The organism is Clostridium sp. Marseille-P7770 (genome assembly GCF_902143525.1).
Taxonomy (GTDB): domain Bacteria; phylum Bacillota; class Clostridia; order Lachnospirales; family Lachnospiraceae; genus Pilosibacter.
Window position 1 is genome coordinate 593,933 of the sequence record NZ_CABFVC010000002.1, and the last position, 22,697, is coordinate 616,629.

Genomic DNA, 22,697 nt, shown 5'->3' on the forward strand with positions numbered 1-22,697 from the left:
GGAAATGTCGGGGAAGCTGTCAAAAAAGATACCGTTATGGCTTTGACAGCAGCCCCGGACTCTCCGCAGAAATTCAGACGGAGCGTGAGACTTGTGATCATCAGACGGGGCGATATTTATTATGCGGATCTAAGACCGGTGGTAGGTTCTGAGCAGGGAGGTGTGCGCCCTGTGCTCATCATCCAGAACGATGTGGGAAACAAACACAGTCCGACTGTGATCTGTGCGGCGATCACATCGAGGATGAATAAGGCGAAGCTTCCAACTCATGTGGAGCTATCCGCGAGGGACTGCGACATGATGAAGGATTCGGTGATCCTCCTGGAACAGTTGAGGACCATCGACAAGCAGCGATTAAGGGAAAAGATCTGCCATCTTGACGGGGACCTGCTGGACCAGGTAAATGACGCATTGAAGGTGAGTCTGGAACTTGGCGGTTTTTGAGGACCGTGCAGGGAGAAAAAACTGCTACATAATCGCAGTTTGGCGCTGCAGTGCGCGGGCATGGAGGACCCGTGTACTGTAACGTGAAAAGTGATACGGCGGAATGATTCCTTGACGGGCATGGAAATAGATGTTATAGTGGACGAAATACGGAAAAAAGTAACTGAAAAAATAGGATAGTTATGGAAAGATAAAGGAGTGTTGGAAAATCTCATGGACGATGGCAATTCATGGATAGGAATTGTTCTGTTTGCCGCATCAGTGATCCTGTTTGCGGTGATGTACGGATTCGGTGCGGCCGTTCAGGCCCTGAACACCAGTGCGCTGGAGGATGAGCGCGACGAAGGAAACAAGCGGGCGGAAAAACTTTTAAAGATACAGGAAGACCCGTATCTCTTCATCCGCACGAACCAGCTCGCGACGAGCATCCTGACGCTTGCGATGGGCGCGTCCTCGCTGGCGTTTGTGGTAAAAAAACTCATGGCTTTAATCGGGACGCATACACAGATCCCGCATCCGGCAGCGGTGGGGATCGCCTACATTGCGGGACTCGTCGGGATCGCATTTCTGCTCACGGGGCTCGGGATCGTGATCCCGAAGCGCATCGCGGCAAAGAGCCCGATCCGCTTCTGTTATAAAGTTCTGCCGCTCGTGGAACTTGTGACAAAATGTCTCTTTCCGTTTGCGTGGCTGATGGACCAGTTTGCCTATATTTCCTTAAAGACGGTTGGGATCGATATCCGCGAGAAGGATGACAACGTGACTGAGGAAGATATCATGTACATGGTCAATGAAGGCCATGAACAGGGCGTTCTGGAGGCCAGCGAGGCGGAGATGATCACGAACATCTTTGAGTTTGACGATAAGGTGGCGGCGGATATCATGACACACAGGACCGCGGTCATCGCACTCGACGGGGAGATGACTCTGAAGGAAGCGCTCGATTTCGTTGTGAAGGAAGCAAATTATTCGAGATTTCCTGTTTATTCCGAAGATATCGACAATATCATCGGCATCCTTCACATGCGCGACATGCTCCACTATACGGATTCCAAGGACCATCTGAACACGCCGATCGCAAAGATCAAGGGACTTTTGAGAAGCCCTCATTTCATCCCCGAGACGAAAAATATCAACGCTCTTTTTAAGGAGATGCAGTCCCAGAAGATCCACATCGAACTTGTGGTGGATGAGTATGGTCAGCTTGCCGGCATCGTCACGATGGAGGACATTCTCGAGGAGATCGTCGGAAATATCCTCGACGAGTACGACAAGGAAGAGCCGGATATCGTATCCCGGAAGAACGGTACATATGAGCTCACGGGTCTCACACTTTTGGACGATGTGGAAGAGACGCTCGGAGTGGAATTTGATAAGGAAGATAAGGACAATTTTGATACCCTGAACGGTTTTATGGTATCGAGGATCGGACATATCCCGAAGGTTGGAGAGAAGGGAAGTGTCAGGATCGGGGATTACCTCTTAAAGATCATGAAGGTGGAGAACAAGGTGATCCAGACCGTTCTCGCGATCCCGCTTCCGAAGGAGAAGAGCGGAACAGAAGCGAAAAACGGGAACGAGATGAATGAGAAAACTGACAGGAAAAAATAAAAAAACATCCTGCGGCCGGTACATTGGGTACTGACTGCAGGATGTTCTTTTTTATTCAACAGGAAATTCCGATGGAACTTCCTGTTAAATAAAAAGGCACTGCGTGCCTAAGATGCGCACTCGCGCGAAGATGATGGTTGTCGCAAGCGACCGCGCTCGGCGCGAGAATGTGCCGAGGCACATTCTGTTTTATTCCTGGCTTCGGAAGTTAACGGTTCCGGTGGTCGGATCCATGGAATCTACGATCGCCAGGGACTCTAAGTGGTAGCCGAGATTTCGGATGACCTGTCCGCCGATCTGGAATCCTTTCTCGATCGCGATGCCGATTCCCTCAACGGTAGCGCCTGCGTCATGGACGATCGAGATCAGTCCCTGAAGCGCGTAGCCGTTCGCAAGGAAGTCGTCGATGATCAGAACATGATCGTCCGGGGAAAGGAACTTTTTGGAGACGATAACCTGGTTCTTGCATTTATGGGTGAAGGATTCCACTTCCGCCACATACATTTCGCCGTCTAGGTTGATGCTCTGGGATTTCTTTGCAAATACGACCGGCACATGGAAGTGCATTGCCGCGATACAGGCGATACCGATACCGGATGCCTCGATCGTCAGGATCTTGTTGATATTTTCATTGGCAAAACGGCGCTTGAATTCCGCACCCATCTCGTCAAAAAGCTCGATATCCATCTGATGGTTTAAAAAGCTGTCAACCTTTAATACGTTTCCTTCTTTTACCACACCGTCTTTTGCGATGCGCTCTTCTAAAAAGTTCATGTTTTCTCCTCCGTCAATCACTCTTTTTGAGTATCTTTGTATTGTATCCAATTATAGCAATATCGGGGAGAGATTACAAGATAAAAAGCGGCGGGCCGTGGATGAGATAAAAAGTTATTTTTCGCAGGCAGGAATTTTCTGAATTGAAAATTCTGTATCATACAGTAGTGGTTGCCGGTTACTTTTCACGGGTAGGAATTTTCTGAACTGAAAATTCCGTATGATACAGTTATGGTCGCAGATTTTGCCGATTCGGAATGCGGAGCATCGGCAAAATCCTGTTACAGTGCGCGGGCATAGAGTGCCCGTGTACTGTAACGGTTACCGATTTGTTTATGAAATTTTAATGCCGGTCATACTTGCGGGGGCGGTGGGAGAGTGATATCATGGACAGACAACTGGAAAGCGGTTCACCAGCTGCAGCCAACAGATCAACGATAAAAAGGTTCCCGGCAGCAATTGGCGGGTGTGGAAAGGGATCATTACTTTTATGGATAAATATGAGGTTCTCAAACAATATTTCGGTTATGACACGTTCCGGGACGGGCAGGAGAAGATGATCGATGCGATCACTTCCGGCAGGGATGTGCTGGGGATCATGCCGACGGGCGCAGGAAAGTCCCTGTGTTATCAGATCCCGGCTCTGATGGCGGGGGCAAACGGGGGGATCACGCTGGTGATCTCGCCCCTGATCTCACTTATGAAAGACCAGGTCAGCGCCCTGAACCAGGCGGGCGTTCATGCTGCGTACCTGAACAGTTCTCTGACGGCGGGACAGTATTATAAGGCGCTCGGATATGCGAGAGAGGGACGGTATCCGATCATCTACGTCGCTCCTGAGCGGCTTCTGACTCCGGAATTTCTTGATTTTGCCGTCCATGCGAAGATCGCCATGGTGGCGGTCGATGAGGCGCACTGCGTCTCCCAGTGGGGCCAGGATTTCCGGCCGGGATACTTAAAGATCGAGGAATTCCTGCGGGCACTTCCGGAGCGCCCGGTCGTCAGCGCCTTTACGGCGACCGCGACGGCGGAAGTCCGGGATGACATTATCGATCTCTTAAAGCTGCAGGATCCGGTCGTGACGACGACGGGATTTGACCGCCCGAATCTCTACTTTGAGGTTCAGAGCCCGAAAGATAAATATGCGGCGGTAAAAACGTATATCGAAGAACATGCAGGACAGTGCGGCATCGTCTACTGCCTGACGAGAAAACTCGTGGAGGAAGTGACGGAGAAGCTGATGAAGGACGGATTCTCCGTGACGAGATACCATGCGGGACTTTCCGACAGCGAGAGAAAGCAGAATCAGGAAGATTTTATCTTCGATCGCGCCCAGATCATGGTGGCGACAAACGCGTTTGGAATGGGGATCGACAAATCGAATGTCCGCTTTGTGATCCACTACAACATGCCGAAAAATATGGAGAGTTACTATCAGGAAGCCGGGCGCGCAGGGCGTGACGGGGAACCGGCGGACTGTCTGCTCCTGTACGGCGGGCGGGATGTCGTGACGAACCAGATGTTTATCGACAACAACCGTGACAACGAAGAGCTCGACGATGTGACAAGGCAGATCGTTGCGGACCGCGACCGGGAACGGTTAAAAAAGATGACATTCTACTGCTTTACGAACGACTGCCTCAGGGAGTATATTCTCCGGTATTTCGGGGAGTACGGAAGCGGATACTGCGGAAACTGTTCTAATTGTAAGACACAGTTTGAGGAGACGGATGTGACGGAGATCGCGAGAGCCATCGTCGGCTGCGTCGCGGAGTGCCGCGGGCGGTACGGGACAACGGTGATCCTCGATACGGTGCACGGAGCTTCGACGGCGAAGGTCAGGAATTATCACATGGATGAGAATTCCTTTTACGGAAAACTGGCAAAAGTCCCGGTCTACCGGTTAAGACAGGTTTTAAATTTTCTGCAGATAAAAGAATATCTGGTGGTGACCTCTGACGAGTACGCGATCGTGAAGCCGGGAAAGAATGCGGAAGCGCTTTTAAACGACGGTGAGACGGTCATGATGAAGCTTCCGAAGGAGCAGGAGAGAGTGAAGACGGGGAAGATCTCCGGCGGCGCGAAGAAGACAAAGATGGCAGCCGGTACCGAGTCGTTTACGGAGGCGGAGACGACACTGTTTGACCGGTTAAAAGAACTGCGCCGTGAGATCGCGCGGGAGGAGAAGGTTCCACCGTATATCGTATTTTCTGATAAGACTCTGGTGCATATGTGTCTGATCAGACCGAAGAATAAGGAAGAAATGCTGACGGTCTCCGGAGTCGGGGAATTTAAGTATGCGAAGTATGGGGAGAGATTCCTGAAAGTTTTTGCGGATAAAACGGATTCCGTTTCCTGACAAAAATCGTCTGACAAATTGTGGAAAACCTACAATTATTGTGGGATATTGAGAAAAGGTTACTTTTCACGGATAGGAATTTTCTGAACTGAAAATTCCGTATGATAACGTTGTGGTCGTGGATTTTGCCGATTCGGAATGCGAAGCATCGGCAAAATCCTGCTACAGTGCGCGGGCATAGAGTGCCCGTGTACTGTAACAAGAAAAGGTAAAAACAGAAAAATCAAGCTTGACGAATCCGGCGTATAGGTGTATGATAAGGACAGTTTCACTTACATGCGTTAAAGCGTAACGCAACAACGCATTTGAGAATGTGAGATCACGTCTGAAGGGGAGGATCTATAGATCCTGAAAATGACAGCGGGATGTTACAAAAAAGAAAAACTGAGGGGAGATCGATATTATGAAAAAAGTAACAGCACTTGCAATGGCGGCCGTTGTAACGGCTTCCGCATTAACCGGATGTGGATCCAGTTCCACAGCAGAGACAACAGCAGCTGCAGCAGAGACAACGACAGCAGCAGCGGCCGATTCCACAGAAGCAGCAAAAGAAGACGGAAAGACCTACAATGTGGGAATCTGCCAGTTAGTACAGCACCCGGCACTTGATGCGGCGACAGAAGGCTTCGAGGCTGCATTAAAAGATAAACTCGGTGACAATGTAAAATTTGATCTTCAGAACGCATCCGGCGATTCCGCGACATGCGCAACGATCATCAACCAGTTCGTTTCCAACGATGTAGATCTGATCCTTGCAAACGCGACTGCAGCTCTTCAGGCCGCAGCGGCAGGAACCAGCGAGATTCCGATTCTCGGAACTTCCATCACAGATTACGCGACAGCGCTTGATATCGACAACTGGACAGGTACGACAGGTCTCAACATCTCCGGTACCTCCGACCTTGCTCCGCTCGACCAGCAGGCAGCAATGTTAAATGAGCTGTTCCCGGATGCAAAGAATGTCGGCTTATTATACTGCTCCGCAGAGCCGAACTCCAAATACCAGGCAACAACCGTAAAAGGATATCTTGAGGATCTCGGATATACCTGTAAGGAATACACCTTCGCAGACTCCAACGATATCGCTTCCGTAACAACAACAGCAGCAGGCGAGAACGATGTTCTCTATGTCCCGACTGACAATACGGCTGCTTCCAATGCAGAGATCATAAACAATATCTGCCTTCCGGCGAAAGTTCCGGTAATTGCAGGTGAAGAAGGAATCTGCTCCGGATGCGGCGTTGCAACTCTTTCCATCGACTACTACGATATCGGATACAAAGCCGGTGAGATGGGCGCAGAGATCCTGATGGACGGCAAAGATGTAAAGGAAATGCCGATCGAGTTTGCACCGGAGGTAACAAAGAAATACAATAAGGCAAACTGTGAGGCACTTGGAATCACGATTCCGGATGACTACGTTGTGATCGAAGAATAATAACGACTTGAAATTATGAGGACATCAGGGTGGCAAACAGCAAAAACTTTTGTCACCCTGTTTGTTATCATTAGCCATAGGAGGAAAGAAACGTGAATTTTGCAACATTGTTTAATGCATTGCCGGGTGCCTGTGCACAGGGACTCATCTGGGGCATCATGGCGATCGGCGTTTATATTACATATAAGATCCTCGATCTTGCAGACCTTACCGTGGACGGAACCATGTGTACGGGAGGTGCTGTCTGCATCATTTTCATGTTAAACGGACATTCTGTGGGAGTGTCCCTGTTTGCGGCGTTTATCGCGGGAATGATCGCGGGCCTTGTGACCGGAATCTTTCACACGGCGATGGGGATCCCGGCGATCCTTGCGGGAATCCTGACCCAGCTTGGTCTCTACTCCATCAACCTCCGCATTATGGGCGGTAAGGCAAATCAGGCCATCAGTGTGGATAAGTATGATCTTTTAGTGTCTCTCCGTTATGTAAAGGGAGTCGCATTTTACAGGAACACGATCTTCGTGACGGCATTGATCATTGTGATCTTGATCGCGGTCCTCTACTGGTTCTTCGGAACAGAGATCGGATGCTCCATCCGTGCCACAGGTTCCAATCAGAACATGTCACGTGCCCAGGGAATCAATACCGATTTCACAAAGATCTTAGGTCTTATGATCTCCAACGGGATCGTTGCCTTTGCGAGCGGCTTATATGCCCAGTATCAGGGCTTTGCGGATGTCAACGCAGGCCGTGGCGCCATCGTGATCGGTCTCGCAGCCGTTATCATCGGTGAGGTCGTATTCGGAAAGATCAGCCAGAACTTCGGTTTCAAGCTGTTCTCCGTTGCCTTCGGTGCAATCATTTATTATCTGGTCCTTCAGGTCGTACTCTGGATGGGATTAAATTCCAACGATTTAAAACTCCTGTCAGCTCTTGTCGTTGCGGTATTTCTTGCGATCCCGTACATGAAAGGCAAATATTTCTCTAAACCGGTAAAAAGAGGAGGTGCACCTCGTGCTTGATCTTCACAATATTTATAAAACCTTCAATGCAGGAACCGTCAATGAAAAGACTGCGTTAAACGGATTAAATCTTCATTTAAACGAAGGCGATTTTGTCACCGTCATCGGCGGAAACGGAGCAGGAAAATCTACCATGTTAAATGCGGTCGCAGGAACGTGGCTTGTGGACGAAGGAAAAATCACCATCGATGATATCGACGTGACAAAACTCCCGGAGCATAAACGTGCGAAGTATCTTGGACGCGTATTTCAGGACCCGATGACAGGAACGGCTGCCACCATGCAGATCGAGGAGAACATGGCCCTGGCGGCGAGAAGAGGAATGACGCGCTCCCTGAGACCGGGGATCACCGCGAAAGAGAGAGAATTCTACAGAGAACAGTTAAAGATCCTGGGACTTGGCCTGGAGGACCGCCTTACATCGAAGGTCGGTCTTCTCTCCGGCGGACAGAGACAGGCGCTGACACTTCTCATGGCAACCTTAAAGAAGCCGAGACTTCTTCTCTTAGATGAGCACACGGCGGCTCTCGACCCGAAGACGGCGGCGAAAGTCCTCGAGACGACGGATAAGATCGTAAACAGTGAACATCTGACCACTCTGATGATCACTCACAACATGCGTGACGCCATCGCACATGGAAACCGCCTGATCATGATGAACGCGGGCCATGTGATCTACGATGTGGCAGGTGAGGAGAAGAAGCACCTGACGGTCCAGGATCTTCTCGCGAAGTTTGAGGAAGCCGCGGGCGGCGCGCTCGCGAACGACCGGATGATCCTCTCATAGGCTTTTGAGATGCGGAATCAGAAGCGATATATTATATAGAAGAAACAGATCAGAAGATGGAAAGAGGCAGTCGATTTTGCAAAAATGCGGGACCGGCTGTCTTTTTTTATGCGGCAGTAAATGCAGCGAAAAATGGTAACTGTTCAGCAGGTCTGCACACTTGCTGCATTGACTGTAATAAAATACAGGCTTAAAGGTACAAATATGTGGGCAGACATTCTTTTATAGAAAAGACTGGATTTTTTTACAAAGACGTTGTATAAAGAAGATGCGGTCGAGAGGATGTGCAGCCGGCTGCAGTCAAAGGCGGCAGAGAGAATGTCGCTTTCAGGAGGAAAAATTTATGAGCAAATCTGCAAAAAATGATAAAACAAAGACAAATGTGATGCGGCTTTTAGATGCCGCAAAGATCCCGTATGAGTCAAAGGAGTACCCGGTGGATGAACATGACCTCTCCGGGAGCCATGCGGCTGACATGCTGGGAGTGGACCATGGGAGTGTGTTTAAGACTCTCGTGCTGAAAGGAGAGCGCACAGGATTTCTCGTCTGCTGTATCCCGGTGGATGGCGAGGTGGACTTAAAAAAGGCAGCAAAAGCGGCAGGAGATAAGAAGGTGGAGATGCTTCCGATGAAGGATCTTTTGGCCACAACAGGCTATATCCGCGGCGGCTGTTCCCCGATCGGCATGAAGAAAAAATTCCCGACATTTATCGATGAAGCGGCTTTAAATTATGAAACGATCGCGGTCAGCGCCGGCCAGAGAGGCTTTCAGGTCCTGCTTTCCCCGCAGGCTCTTGCGGACTATGTCGGGGCAAAACTTCTGGATCTTCAGCAAAATTAGTTGACATAACTGAAAACGTTATGGGAAACCACTCAAAAATGGGAACTCAATATTTAACAAAATTGTAATATTTGCAATATTTTATACTTGCCAATACTACCAAAAATCCAGATTTTGTGCGGATTATATTTGGAAAAACTATTAAAAAAATGTAACAATATTTAAAAAACAGGCTGTAAAATGTAACAAAGTTGTGCAGGACTTATTGACATTCGCCCCCTCATTCTCCTATAATCACAGACACCGGCCGGAAAACGGTCGGAATGAACAACCGGCGACAGGACGGAGAAAGAGGGTATTCAAATGAATCCATGGAACTCATTTCTTCAGACAGTCTTTCAGTTTGTGAAATCACTCTTCGGCGGTGTGACAAAGAAGATGCACCGGAATGCGGCAGTCCTCACGATGGGCGCAACACTGATCGCAGTGATTCCATTTACAGCGGTGGACTTCCAGGGCGGAGGCAAAAACGCGATCGTCGCGTATGCCGAGACGCAGGGAGGTTCGGATGAAGACAGTCTGGAGGAGACAGAAGATACTGCTCTTCCGGAAACAGACGGAAATGTTTTAGAGGATGAGACGACGGCGGATGAGGCATCATCCGCGGAGACGGAAGCAGATATCAGGACAGAAACAGAAAATACAGAGACGAAAGAGGAGAGCATCACAGAGCCTGCTGCAGGATCGGAAAATGCGGACACGGATCATGGTCCGGAAGAAGCTGTAGAAACAGAAACTGCGGCTGCGGCGGATGAAGTGAGCGGGATCACGCAGGCAGAGCCGGAAACAGAGGTGTCCGGGGAAGCCAGGGTACAGGCGGCAGCAGAAGAGACCGTCGTGGCAGAGGAACCTGCAAGAGAAGCGTTCACGGGGTATTCCGAAAGCGACTACAATGTTCTTCTCCGGATCGTTCAGGCGGAAGCCGGAAACTGCGACATCGAAGGACGTGTCATGGTGGCAAACGTGATCTTAAACCGTGTGGAGGACGATGCATTCCCGAACACGATCACGAAAGTCGTTTACCAGAAGCACCAGTTTTCCCCTGTGGGAAACGGATCCATCAAGCGTTGCAAGGTCACGGCCGAGACCGTAGAGGCAGTCGAGAGGGCACTTTCGGGTGAAGATCTGACAGACGGCGCCCTGTATTTCATGAACCGGCGGGCATCTTCCAGGAAGAACGCGAGCTGGTTTGACAGACATCTGGAATTCCTGTTTAAACATGGAAATCACGAGTTTTTCCGGTAAAAACTCCGGGTCAGATAAAAGGATTAGAATAAAAAAGGATAAGGGAAAAGCGGCATGCGACAGGCGGTGAAGATCGTTTTGGGGCATGCCGCTTTTTACAATTGACATTTATACTCCGCCATGGGATAATAAGACACTGGTATCGCAGAAATACCTGTGAAATTGAAATATGGAAAAACGGTTTCGCTGTGAGTAGGAGAAAATATATGCAGCGGAATGATGATATTGGAATACATGAAAGAGGAAACAGAATGAAGTTAAAAAAAGTTTTTTTCGACCTTGACGGGACACTGACGGATTCCATGCCGGGGATCACGAAAGGCGTTCAGTATGCATTGAAGCATTATGGGATCCAGGTGGATGACCTGAATGTTTTAAAACCGTTTGTCGGTCCGCCGCTCTCCGACAGTTTTAAGGAGTATTACAATTTCTCCGAGAAGGACGCGGAGGATGCGATCTACGTGTTCCGGGAATATTACGATGTGGAAGGATGGAAGGACAACGCACCGTTTGCCGGAGTTGAGGAGATGTTAAAGTCCTTAAAGGACGCAGGACTCGAACTCTATGTGGCAACTTCCAAGCCGGAGGTGACCGCAAAGCGCGTGCTGGAATATTTTCATCTGACAAACTACTTTAAATTCATCGGCGGCGCGTCCCTGGATGAAAAGCGCGTGAACAAGGATGACGTGATCCGGTATGTGCTGGAAGAAAACGGGATCGGCGAGGAAGAAAAGAAATCCGTGATCATGGTGGGCGACCGGAAACATGACGTGGAAGGCGCGAAGAAGACGGGACTTTCCGTGGTAGGCGTGCTTTACGGATACGGCAGCAGGGAAGAGCTTCAGGATGCCGGGGCAGATTATCTCTGTGAAACTCCAAGAGAGGTTGCAGAGCTGTTAAGATCGCTGGCTTTTGCAGATGGAAATTCCCTGAACTGAAAATTCTGTATCATACAGCGGCTGCGATCCTGACGGTCCGGAATGCGAAGCAGCGGCAGGATCGTGTTTCAGTTTCAGAAACCGGACGTTTTTACGGGCAGAAAAGTGTACGGATCCGACAGTAAGAAAATTGGTTACTTTTCGCGGGCATGGAGTGCCCGTGTACTGTAACAAAATTGTACGGTACCATGAAATGGAACTTGAAAAATGATCGATGATGCGCTATAATAGTTGTCAGTGAAAGGGAATGTGATTCCTGGGATGTTCGACACTCCTGTCTATTTTGAACCTACATTTTGACATACGGGATTCCTACATCCTTGAACGGATGCCAGGCCTCCATCGAGTGGAAGGCAGATGTTTAAGTGCGGATGCCCACCTAGCACTGCTAGGCGTCAATTATTCAGGAAACGGCATTTTGGGATTGCGAAAGATAAAAAAGCAGCGAGAGATCGCTGCTTCTTTTCGTTTAACAGGAAATTTGCCGATGCTCTGCATTCGTTCAGATTTTGCTAAGGCTCTTTTCTAAATATGAGAAGTATGGTATGATGATGCCATGGTCGACGGTACAAAATGGTTTCGATAGACGGAAAAAGAGAAGTAACTGCAAAGGAGAAACTTTTATATGAAAAATGAACGGTTCGAACGGTACATTTATACAGGTGTGACGGCGATCCTGGTATTGATCGCGGCGGTGTTCGTCGTGTTTCTGTTTCTGGAAAGGTCGGCGGTGTTTGCCTTTCTGGGAAAGGTTCGTTTTGTGCTCGCACCAGTGATCTATGGAGCGGTTCTGGCATTTTTAATGTCCCCGGTCTACAACTGGTGCTACCGGCTGACTGTGTATACAGGAAAGTCCGGGGAGCCAAAGGCAAGATTTAAAAATGAAAAACTGGGTGCTTTTTTCGGAAGAAGCGTGGGAACAGCTGTCAGCCTTGTATTTCTTTTGGCGGTGATCGTCAGCCTTTCCAGTATGATCATCCCGCAGCTGTATTCCAGTATCGTAGGGATCATCAATATGATGCCGGAATATTTCCAGAATGTGTATGACTGGCTGACGGATTTCTTCGTGAACAATCCTCCGGTGGAGCAGGCAATCTTAAATATTTATGAGCAGTCGGCCCAGTATTTCCAGAACTGGATGGAGACAGACCTGATGTCGAATCTCTCGAACTTCCAGAATTTCCAGAATATCGAGAAGATCCTCGGCGGTGTTTCCAGCGGTGTCATGAATCTGATCACCCTGACAAAAAATCTGCTGATTGGGCTGATCGTCATGATCTACCTGTTAAACATCAAGGAATCGCTCTCGGCACAGGGAAAGAAATTTATCTATTCGATCCTGCCTCTGAAGGCTGCGAACATTGTAGTCGGAGAGTTTCGTTTTATCAAAAAAGCGTTTTCCGGCTTTATCATCGGAAAGCTGATCGATTCCCTGATCATCGGAATCCTCTGCTTTATCCTGATGAACCTGTTCAAACTCCCGTATGAGCTGCTGATCAGCGTGATCATCGGAGTGACGAACATTATCCCGTTTTTTGGACCTTTTATCGGGGCTGTACCGTGTGCGATCCTCGTATTCCTCATCAGTCCGAAACAGTGTCTGTATTTTATCGGTCTGATCCTTGTACTCCAGCAGTTTGACGGAAATATTTTAGGACCGAAGATCCTTGGAAACTCCACGGGTGTTTCCAGCTTCGGAGTCCTGTTCTCGATCCTGCTGTTTGGCGGACTGTTCGGATTTGTGGGAATGATCATTGCAGTTCCGCTGATGGCGGTCATCATCCACGTTTACAGACAGATCCAGGATCATTTTCTTGCGAAAAAGAATCTGAGTCAGGAAGAAAACGACTATGTAAAACTGGACCGCATTGACGAGAAGAGCGGTGAGTATATCAGGCGCACGGACAAACAGTAAGTCCGGATGTTTTCGCGCGGGAAGAACCCGTGTACAGTGACCGGGCCGGGTTTGCCCGGGAAAGGAATTATGAACGAGAGTAGGAAAATGATAAACTGGATGGCAGGGGTCACGACATTTGTCGTGGCACTGCTCATCGTGATCGTACTTCTGGACACGGAACAGGATGGAGTTTCTCTGGCGGCAGCGTCCAGAACAGTCGCTCTGACGCTGGAGTCGGAGAGCGGGATCCTGGAAAATGCGCCGGAGACATCGAACTTTGACGAAAAACTTTCTGATCAGTGGTATGTAAAATATATGGATTACCTGTATGGGCAGGGATATCTTGACAGCGGGGTGATCCAGGCGGATGAGAGGAGTGCGACATCCGCAGTTACATACGCAGTCCTTTCGGACTGGGCGAAGAAGGCATCAGAGGAGGGAAACGGGGAAACCGATGCACTCCTTTCCTATGTGGATGCCGGGGACCGCGCAAAAAAAGCAGTTTCCAGCGAAAATTTCTGGAAATTTTATGATGCGTTCCGTGCAGCCGCAGATCCGGAAGGGGCGGTTGCCGAGGTCGAGACGGATCTTTACGGGACTCCGGACAATGTGGACGGAGCTCCGGCATGGACGGCATACACAAGGGACGGGACCTTCCAGTTTGAGGGACTTTATCTGGATAACTATATTGACCGGAAGATCCGGTTCCTGGCGAGAGACGATGAGATCTTAAAGGTGGAGACGATGGTCTCTGACGAGATCGTCTACGAGAACGCCTGGATCTCTGGATTTTCCGGGCGGACTGTGACCGTCTTTATCGGAAATATCCAGAGGGAATTTCCGGTAAAGGGAGTATTAAAGGATGAGAGTGAGATCTCTGGCCAGATCGGGGATCTGTATTTAAAGGGCGGTCAGCCAAAGCGGCTGGTGCTGAAAAAAGAAAAGATCACCGGAACCGTTCTTGCGGTCCGAGATACGGAGATCGAGATCGATGGCTACGGCAGTGTGCCGCTGGCGGATCAGTTTAAGATCTACCGCACATACGGGGTCCTGAGGGAGCAGCAGAAAAAGGACATTCTTGTCGGTTACCATATGCAGGAGTTTGTGGTCGCAGACGGGGAGATCTGTGCGGCACTCACGACGGAGAAACCGGATATCGACGCGATCCGTGTCCTGATCATGACAAATGGTTTTAAGTCTCTGTTCCACGACTCGATCACGCTTTCCTGTGATTCGATGGCGGTCCTGGAATACGGGGATGAGAAGGATGCGAAGACAGAATCCATCGCGGCAGGAGAGACGGTGACGATCAAGCCGGGCGACTCCAGACTGGCAAGCGGACGTCTCACCTTCAAATCCGCCAACGATGGCGGGATGATCACGGTGCACAGCTTAGAGCGTGCCCAGGGAACTCCGGTCTATCCGGGACATATGGAGATCACGGAGGAGCGCGACGGACTGCTGCTCTTAAACGAGGTGGATCTCGAGGAATACTTAAAACGGGTAACGCCGAGCGAGATGCCGCCGACTTATGAGCTGGAGGCACTGAAGGCTCAGGCGATCTGTGCGAGAACTTACGCATGGCGCCAGATTCAGGGCAACGCCTATTCCACTTACGGCGCCCATGTGGATGACAGCACGAATTTCCAGGTATACAACAATACATTGACGTATGATTCCACGGATGCTGCTGTGAATGAGACGTTCGGGCAGCTTCTGGAATACAACGGGGACCCGATCGAGGCGTTCTATTACTCCACATCCGACGGACATGGAACCGACGGAAGTGTGTGGGGAGCGGATGCGTCCAACACGCCGTATCTCAGAGCAGTGACGATCAACGACAAGGCGAAAAAGCTGGATCTGACTTCGAATGAAGCGTTTGAGAACTTTATCAAAGATGAGAATACAGATGCTTACGATTCCGATTTCCCGATGTTCCGCTGGAACACAAAGACGACCAGCACGATCCTGGATGAGAAGATCGGCGGTGTCGGCCGGATCACAGGACTTACGATCACGTCGAGAGGGGCCGGCGGATACGCAAAGACCCTAAAGGTCGTGGGAACGGAAGGTTCCAAGACATTCTCCGGACAGAGCAAGATCCGCAGCGTTCTTGGAAATTCATCGCTTGTATACAACAGAAAAGACGGATCAACATCCACGGGATGGGATACATTTCCGAGCGGCTTTATTTACATCGAGAATAACGGCACCGATGAAAACCAGGTGACGACGTTTACGATCTATGGAGGCGGCTTCGGGCATGGAGTCGGCATGAGCCAGAACGGCGCCCAGGGCATGGCAAAGCAGGGAAAGACCTGCCAGGAGATCCTGAAGTTCTTCTATGATGGATGCGGGCTGATGGATATCAGTGAAGTGAATTGATCGAATTGAATATTGAAAAAAGGTCCGTGAAAAGTAACGAATGATCACTTTCATGGACCTTTTTTGTCTGACAGGAAATTCAGATGGAACTTCCTGCTAAACAAACTTTTTTTATTAAACAAAGAAGAATGGTGCTGTAAAACTATTTCCGGTACAGATATTTCGGCACGCCGTTTTCCATCACGCGCTTTGGCTCGCCCTGGATCAGCGGGAGAGCGTAAGCGAGGAAATCGTCGGTGATATCATTTCCTGCTGCGGAGATCCATTCCTTTGGGAATTTTTTCTCCTGGTTGCAGATCAGGCTCACATCCTCCGCTGCACAGTGCATTGTGTACGGAACATCGGAGTCACGCTTGAAGGCGATCATCTTTTTTGTCTCTCCAGCGAGGACAGCCTTCACACCGGCAGCACCGGCCATGGCAGCTTCCTCGATATCAGTCTCGGATACCATCATTCCGCTGCAGCGCTGGTTGACATTCAGCTCGATCGAGCGGACTTTGACACCGAATTTATCGCGCACAAAGCTCTCTAAGACTTCGCCGCATCCGGTGAGCATCTTGTGACCGAAAGAGTCGAGTTTTGCGGCGTCGGAGTATTCACAGATGAATGTGCCGCCCTCATCGGCGATTCCCTCAGAGACGCATACGACGAGGTTCGGAGACTTTTTGAACGCTTCCTCCAGGTCTTTATAGAACTGCTCTAAGGAGAACGGAGCCTCCGGAAGGTAGATCAGATATGGATTGTCACCTTCGTATTTTCTTGCCAGTCTGGAAGCCGCGGTGAGCCAGCCTGCGTGGCGTCCCATGATCTCGACGATCGTGACGGATTTCTGCTGGTAGACAGAGGCGTCGAGGACGATCTCGCGGACCGTGGAAGCGACATATTTTGCAGCACTTCCGAATCCCGGTGTATGGTCGGTGAGGACCAGATCGTTGTCGATCGTCTTCGGAATTCCGATGAATTTCACGTCACTGCCGATCTTCTCCGCGTAGCGGGAGAGCTTGTCGACGGTATCCATGGAGTCGTTTCCGCCGACATAGAGGAAGTAACCGATGTTCATCTCACGGAAATTGTCAAAGATCGCCGGATAGACTTCACTCTCGAGGTCTGCCGGAAGCTTATAGCGGCAGGAGCCGAGGTATGCGGCCGGAGTCAGCTTTAAGAGCTCCAGTTCTTCATCGGAAAGATCTGTGGAAAGATCCATCACATGGTCTGCGAGGAAACCTTCGATCCCGTTGATCATTCCAAGTACATGTCCGTCCGTACCGGATTCCTTAAATGCTTTGACTGCTCCGTAAAGACTTGCATTGATGACGGCGGTCGGTCCGCCGGACTGTCCGATTACAAGGTTTTTCATAAGATTCTCCAATCTGAGTAAATTTGCAGCGATCCGTCTGAGAACTGACCAGTCTCGCAGCAGATGAACTTCCTCCCGGATCTTTCGGGATGGAAGTTCAGGATTCGTTTCTGTATTTATTATAGAAAAAGGTGAATGGAAAATCAATCATCTTTTGAGCTGGTTCGATAAAGTTCGTATGATACAACTGCGGTCGCAGATTTTGCTGCGGAGAAATTTTTTTAGAGGTGTATAAAACAGGAAAAACAGGCAATCCTATGATCAGTACCAAAGAAAAAGATTAATACTTATCCTCCCCTTTTTAATACCTTGCCCGTTTGCCTGGTGCAGCGGGTGAGGTATTTTTTGAAAAATGAGGAGGAATACAACGTAAAAAGTTATATTCAAAATATTTGAATGGAAAAGCTTGACAAAGCATATACAAAGGATTACTATCAGAATTAATAATATGGTTATAAAAACTACATCATATAGGATATAAAACAAAATCAATGGGAAAGGAATGCAAAAACGATGAGCAAAAAAGGATGGAAGGCCGGCGCAGTCCTGGCGGCGGGAGCAGGGATCACAGCGGTACTTGCGGCGAAGAAACGGGGAAACAGAAATGCAGAAAAGACAGACAGGTCTTTTGCGGGAAGCAGGTCTGACTACCGCAACACGGAACTCGGAAAGCATGATAAGAACAGCAAGGGGATCTACTACACAAACGGAAACTATGAGGCGTTCGCCCGCCCGGAAAAACCGGCGGGGATCGAGGAGAAGTCGGCGTACCTTGTGGGAAGCGGTCTTGCGTCCCTGGCGGCGGCCTGCTTCCTTGTCCGTGATGCGCAGATGCCGGGAAAGAACATCCACATTTTAGAGGCGATGGACATTGCCGGCGGTGCCTGCGACGGGATCGACGATCCGACGAGAGGATATGTCATGCGCGGCGGCCGTGAGATGGAAGACCATTTCGAGTGTCTCTGGGATCTGTTCCACAGCATCCCGTCCCTGGAGATCCCGGGTGCGTCCGTTCTCGACGAATATTACTGGCTAAATAAACATGATCCGAACTATTCCCTCTGCCGGGCGACGGAACACCGCGGGGAAGATGCCCACACGGACGGGAAATTCCGGCTGAGCCAGAAAGGCAGCATGGAGATCATGAAGCTCTTCTTCACGAAGGATGAGGATCTCTACGACAAGACGATTGAAGATGTATTTGACGATGAGGTGTTCCGTTCCGATTTCTGGCTTTACTGGCGGACCATGTTTGCCTTTGAAAACTGGCACAGCGCCCTGGAGATGAAGCGGTACTTCCAGAGATTCATCCATCATATCGGAGGACTCCCGGACTTCTCCGCACTGAAATTCACCCGATACAACCAGTATGAATCCCTGATCCTGCCGATGCAGAAATATCTGGAGGCAGCAGGCGTGGAATTCCGGTTCGGCACGGAAGTCACAAACGTCCGCTTTGAGATCAAAGACGGAAAGAAGACGGCCCGCGCCATCGAGTGCCGCACAAAGAACGGGGAGATGGAGATCCCGCTGACGGAGAAAGACCTGGTATTCATCACAAACGGAAGCTGCACGGAAGGAACGATCTACGGGGATCAGGATCATGCACCGTTAGGAGATGCGGAAGTCCGCAGCAGCGGCTGCTGGAGCCTCTGGAAAAAGATCGCGGCCCAGGATCCGGCTTTTGGACATCCGGAAAAATTCTGCTCCGATATCGAGAAGACAAACTGGGAGTCCGCGACTGTCACAACCTCGAATGAGGAGATCATCGACCAGATCAAAAAGATCTGCAGACGTGATCCGAGAACAGGAAAGGTCGTCACCGGAGGCATCGTGAGCTGCCGGGATTCCAGCTGGCTCTTAAGCTGGACGATCAACCGTCAGGGACAGTTTAAAAACCAGAAAAAGGATGAGGTTTGCGTCTGGGTATACAGCCTGTTCACCGATGTTCCGGGAGATCATGTGAAGAAACCGATGAAAGAGTGCACCGGTAAGGAGATCACAGCTGAGTGGCTGTACCATCTCGGGATCCCGGTGGAGGACATCGACCGGCTTGCCGGGGAAGCATGCAACTGCACACCGACGATGATGCCGTATATCACAGCATTCTTCATGCCGAGAAGAGCCGGCGACCGCCCGGATGTGATCCCGGACGGATCTGTGAACGCGGCCTTCCTTGGACAGTTCGCAGAGACACCGAGAGATACGATCTTCACGACCGAATATTCTGTCCGCACGGCCATGGAAGCTGTTTACGGACTTTGCGGCGTGGACCGCGGTGTGCCGGAGGTCTGGGGCAGCGTTTACGATGTGAGAGAACTTCTGGACAGCACCGTGAAGCTGATGGACGGAAAGTCTCCGCTCGAGATGAAACTTCCGATGCCGTTTGAGATGATGAAGAAACCACTTCTTAAGAAAATCGACAGGACGATCGTAGGAAAGCTTCTGAGAGATCATGATGTTCTGAAGGACTGGATGTTAAAATAAGGAAAACACGGGCAGCGCACGGACTGGAGAAGTCCGTGCGCTGCTGTACGCAGTAGGAATTTTCTGAACTGAAAATTCCGTACAATACAGTTGTGGCAGCAGATTTTGCCGATTCGGAATGCGAAGCATCGGCAAAATCCTGTTACAGTACGCGGGCATGGAGTGCCCGTGTACTGTGCGCTGTTTTTAAGAATTCGTAAGGGAAAATGAATGGATTCCGGGGAAGATCTGCGGTAGGATATAGAAAACGGAACGATCCGGAAAACGCGGATCCCGATCTGCGTCGGCGTTCCGGCGGATAACGACGAATAAAACAGGATTTGGAGAAGAAAAGTATGAGAAAGTATGGATTATATCTTTTGATCGCGGTTGGTCTTCTTGCGGGCTGCCAGAAAAAATATACGGCGATGGATACGACGACTGCACAGACTTCTGCGGAAGAGACAAAGACAACAGAAAGTGCAAAAGTGACGGTACCGGAAGAATCAAAAACATCCGGTGAGACAGATGCAAAGGAGCTGGAAAGCACAGGAAAGCTGGATCCGATCCCGATCGCGGTGACAGGCGAGTACGATGGGGAGTGGGACGACAGCCAGACTCCGATCATCACGTCCCGGTGTGACAGGGTCTTTGTCCAGGGAGACGGATATGAGGCGTTAAAGAGTGCACTCTCGGCAAAAAATGATGAGATGGCGGCTGCGCACAAAAAGGAATACGAGGAGTATAAAGTGGAAGCGATAGACATGCGGAAAGAGTTTACAGACGCAAAGTTCACGTATGCCTGCAATTATGAATTCCAGCCGATCCGTTTTGACGGGGCGGTTGCCAGCATGTCCTGGCTGAAGTATTATGATATGGGCGGTGCGCATCCGACCGCCTACAACGATTATTACAATTTTGATACACAGACCGGAAAACAGCTGGAGCTTTCTGATATGGTGAAAGATATGGACGGATTCCGGAGCTATGTAAAGGAAGAACTTGCGGGACGCGCGGCGGACGGAGAGCTGTTCGATGGCTATGAAGATACGGTGGACACGCTGTTTGATGGAACGAACGCAGATTCCAGCCTGGAGTGGGCCATCACGGAAAATGGGGTGAGCGTTTACTTCGCTCCATACGAGATCGGACCGTATGCGGCGGGCGAGATCGAGATCGCTGTCCCGTTTAAGGACCATGAGTCGATGTTTGAGGAAGCCTATATGGGTGCTTCCACGGATGGATGGGCAAAAAAAGTGGATCCGTGGGATACCGTGACTTATCGTTCAGGGGATGTGGACGCAAGCGTCTGCTATACATATGAAGAGCCGGAGACGGAAGATGACTTTACAAGAAAACTCACGATCGAGCGGGAACAGAACGGGAAAAAGGATACGTTTACCGAAGATGTTTACGGAAAGATCGGGGATACCTGGCTCGTCATGACGGATGACGGACGTTCCTATCTCTACATGGAGCTTTCCAGTGAAAATGACTGGAAGACCATGGAGGTGTATGATCTGAGCGGTGAGAAGGTGGCGAAAGCCGGCAGCTCCACAGACAGCGTAAACGGCGCGCCGATCCAGACTCCGGATGCTTTTTATCTCACAAGACGGATCGATGCGCTCGGAACATACAGTGCGTACCGGAAATTCCATGTGGGAGCGGACGGTATGCCGGAGGCGGACGGAAATGTGTATACAAAGATCCGCACTTCCGATTCCCATGAAGACGAAATGCCGCTCGTATCGACGAGAGCGCTGCCGGTAACACTTTTCGGAGCTGACGGAAGCGAGACGGAGGCAACTATGCCGGTCGGGACTAAATTCTATGTGAGAGAGACGGATGAAGAGTCGTTTGTGGACATGGAACTGGAAGACGGAAGAAAATGCCGGATCGCGGTCAGACAGTCCGGCGATGGCTGGGGATTCCTGATCGATGGTGTCTCCGAGGAGGAGTGCTTCGAGTTTGTTCCGTATGCGGGATGATGATTTGCTTGACAAACCATATCCTCATGCTAAAATGGACTTATACAGAGCTGGCGCCCGCATGCGCGGAGACGGCAGCAGAACATGATTATGAGAGATAACAGGAGGGGGAACCAATGAAATTTTTCATTGACACAGCCAATGTGGAGGAGATCCGCAAAGCAAACGATATGGGAGTGATCTGCGGAGTTACGACAAATCCGTCCCTGATCGCAAAAGAGGGAAAAGATTATGTTGAGACCCTGAAAGAGATCGCGTCGATCGTAGACGGACCGATCAGCGGCGAGGTAAAGGCAACGACAACGGACGCGGAAGGAATGATCGCAGAGGGACGTGAGATCGCGAAGATCCATCCGAATATGGTCGTAAAGATCCCGATGACCGTTGAGGGATTAAAAGCAACAAAGGTCCTTGCATCGGAAGGAATCAAAGTAAATGTTACCCTGATCTTTTCTGCAAACCAGGCACTTCTCGCAGCGAGAGCAGGTGCAGCTTATGTATCTCCGTTCGTAGGCCGTCTTGATGATATCTCCCAGCCGGGTATCGACCTCATCGAAACTGTTGCCGAGATCTTCGCACTTCATGATATCGAGACAGAGATCATCGCAGCAAGTGTCCGCCACACGATGCATGTAACAGAGTGTGCACTTGCAGGCGCTGATATCGCGACGGTTCCGTATAAAGTAATCGAGCAGATGACGCATCACCCGTTAACTGACCAGGGAATTGAGAAATTCCGCAAAGACTATGAAGCAGTTTTTGGTAAATAAGAAAAATTCATGAGGACGCCTTCGGGCGTCCTTTTTTTGCGCGCTTTTTTGTGATAAAGAGGTAGAGGGAAGAACAGTAAAGACACAGAAAAGCAGATTTTGAACGCAGATAAGCATTCCCCCGCTTCAAGTGCGCGGAGCACTAAGCGGTGGGTGAGTGGGATGCTTATGTCAGTGGGAGTTGAAAGCTCCCACTGACAGATCGCGAAGCGACTGCGTTCATGAGCAAGTAGCGAAGCGGATTGCGAATGTCCGCTTTACTGATAAGAGAGATCAGGACATTGGGAGATGTGTACTGTGTTAACCGGTAAAAGCTTTACCGGATCATAAAACAGATCAGAATAGTTTATAAAAACAAAAAAGAACAAAGAA

At 49.9% G+C, this 22,697-nt stretch carries 16 protein-coding genes and 1 other RNA gene; 15 read left to right on the forward strand and 2 right to left on the reverse strand.

Translation table 11 applies throughout. From position 1 onward, the window contains the following. Positions 1–93: 93 nt before the first annotated feature. Both FN001_RS06520 and FN001_RS06525 read left to right on the forward strand, forming a co-directional pair. A complete protein-coding gene (locus FN001_RS06520) occupies positions 94–444 on the forward strand; it encodes a type II toxin-antitoxin system PemK/MazF family toxin (protein ID WP_118531922.1) in 351 nt (116 codons plus the stop codon). Between the two features lie 213 nt (positions 445–657). Then, positions 658–2,055, forward strand: a complete 1,398-nt coding sequence (locus FN001_RS06525; protein WP_142411211.1) for a hemolysin family protein — start codon at positions 658–660, stop codon at positions 2,053–2,055. A gap of 189 nt (positions 2,056–2,244) precedes the next feature. On the opposite strand, the gene FN001_RS06530 is transcribed toward FN001_RS06525, so the two are convergent. Next, positions 2,245–2,829 carry a xanthine phosphoribosyltransferase gene (locus tag FN001_RS06530; protein ID WP_142411212.1) on the reverse strand — a complete coding sequence of 195 codons (585 nt, stop codon included), beginning with the start codon at positions 2,827–2,829 and terminating at the stop codon, positions 2,245–2,247. A gap of 490 nt (positions 2,830–3,319) precedes the next feature. Between FN001_RS06530 and recQ the strand changes: the two genes are divergently transcribed. From recQ to FN001_RS06580, 10 genes are all read left to right on the forward strand, one after another. Beyond that, on the forward strand, positions 3,320–5,188 hold the full coding sequence (gene recQ / locus FN001_RS06535; RefSeq protein ID WP_142411213.1) for a DNA helicase RecQ: 1,869 nt from the start codon (positions 3,320–3,322) through the stop codon (positions 5,186–5,188). Between the two features lie 403 nt (positions 5,189–5,591). Further along, positions 5,592–6,626 (forward strand): ABC transporter substrate-binding protein, encoded by a 1,035-nt coding sequence (locus FN001_RS06540; protein WP_142411214.1) that lies wholly within the window; start codon positions 5,592–5,594, stop codon positions 6,624–6,626. A 92-nt stretch (positions 6,627–6,718) separates the two neighbouring features. Beyond that, complete coding sequence (locus FN001_RS06545) at positions 6,719–7,648, forward strand: ABC transporter permease (RefSeq protein WP_117484315.1); 930 nt, start codon at positions 6,719–6,721, stop codon at positions 7,646–7,648. Then, positions 7,641–8,435 (forward strand): ABC transporter ATP-binding protein, encoded by a 795-nt coding sequence (locus FN001_RS06550; protein WP_142411215.1) that lies wholly within the window; start codon positions 7,641–7,643, stop codon positions 8,433–8,435. Before FN001_RS06545 ends, FN001_RS06550 begins: the two co-directional genes overlap by 8 nt. A gap of 343 nt (positions 8,436–8,778) precedes the next feature. Next, positions 8,779–9,276, forward strand: coding sequence for a Cys-tRNA(Pro) deacylase (gene ybaK / locus FN001_RS06555; protein WP_118296885.1), 498 nt, complete (start codon positions 8,779–8,781; stop codon positions 9,274–9,276). Between the two features lie 303 nt (positions 9,277–9,579). After that, positions 9,580–10,521, forward strand: coding sequence for a cell wall hydrolase (locus FN001_RS06560; protein WP_142411216.1), 942 nt, complete (start codon positions 9,580–9,582; stop codon positions 10,519–10,521). A 251-nt stretch (positions 10,522–10,772) separates the two neighbouring features. Continuing rightward, the gene (locus FN001_RS06565) at positions 10,773–11,459 is read left to right on the forward strand and encodes an HAD family hydrolase (protein WP_142411217.1); all 687 of its coding nucleotides are present in this window, start codon (positions 10,773–10,775) and stop codon (positions 11,457–11,459) included. A gap of 250 nt (positions 11,460–11,709) precedes the next feature. Beyond that, positions 11,710–11,888, forward strand: a non-coding RNA gene (ssrS, locus tag FN001_RS06570) — 6S RNA. A gap of 196 nt (positions 11,889–12,084) precedes the next feature. Further along, positions 12,085–13,374: an AI-2E family transporter gene (locus FN001_RS06575; RefSeq protein ID WP_118531782.1), complete on the forward strand. Its 1,290-nt coding sequence runs from the start codon at positions 12,085–12,087 to the stop codon at positions 13,372–13,374. 69 nt (positions 13,375–13,443) lie between these two features. Beyond that, a complete protein-coding gene (locus FN001_RS06580; protein WP_142411218.1) occupies positions 13,444–15,744 on the forward strand; it encodes a SpoIID/LytB domain-containing protein in 2,301 nt (766 codons plus the stop codon). Between the two features lie 142 nt (positions 15,745–15,886). Here FN001_RS06580 and FN001_RS06585 read toward each other — a convergent pair whose 3' ends face one another. Then, positions 15,887–17,101, reverse strand: coding sequence for a 6-phosphofructokinase (locus tag FN001_RS06585; RefSeq protein ID WP_118296881.1), 1,215 nt, complete (start codon positions 17,099–17,101; stop codon positions 15,887–15,889). 513 nt (positions 17,102–17,614) lie between these two features. Here FN001_RS06585 and FN001_RS06590 point away from each other — a divergent pair. The 3 genes from FN001_RS06590 to fsa all read left to right on the forward strand — a co-directional run bounded on the left by FN001_RS06590 (position 17,615) and on the right by fsa (position 22,325). Next, positions 17,615–19,588, forward strand: a complete 1,974-nt coding sequence (locus FN001_RS06590) for an oleate hydratase (protein WP_142411219.1) — start codon at positions 17,615–17,617, stop codon at positions 19,586–19,588. Positions 19,589–19,923: 335 nt separating this feature from the next. Then, positions 19,924–21,555, forward strand: a complete 1,632-nt coding sequence (locus FN001_RS06595) for an RsiV family protein (protein ID WP_142411220.1) — start codon at positions 19,924–19,926, stop codon at positions 21,553–21,555. A 116-nt stretch (positions 21,556–21,671) separates the two neighbouring features. Next, entirely contained in the window at positions 21,672–22,325 is a 654-nt protein-coding gene (gene fsa, locus FN001_RS06600) for a fructose-6-phosphate aldolase (RefSeq protein WP_118320870.1), read from the forward strand. The last annotated feature ends 372 nt before the right edge of the window (positions 22,326–22,697 follow it).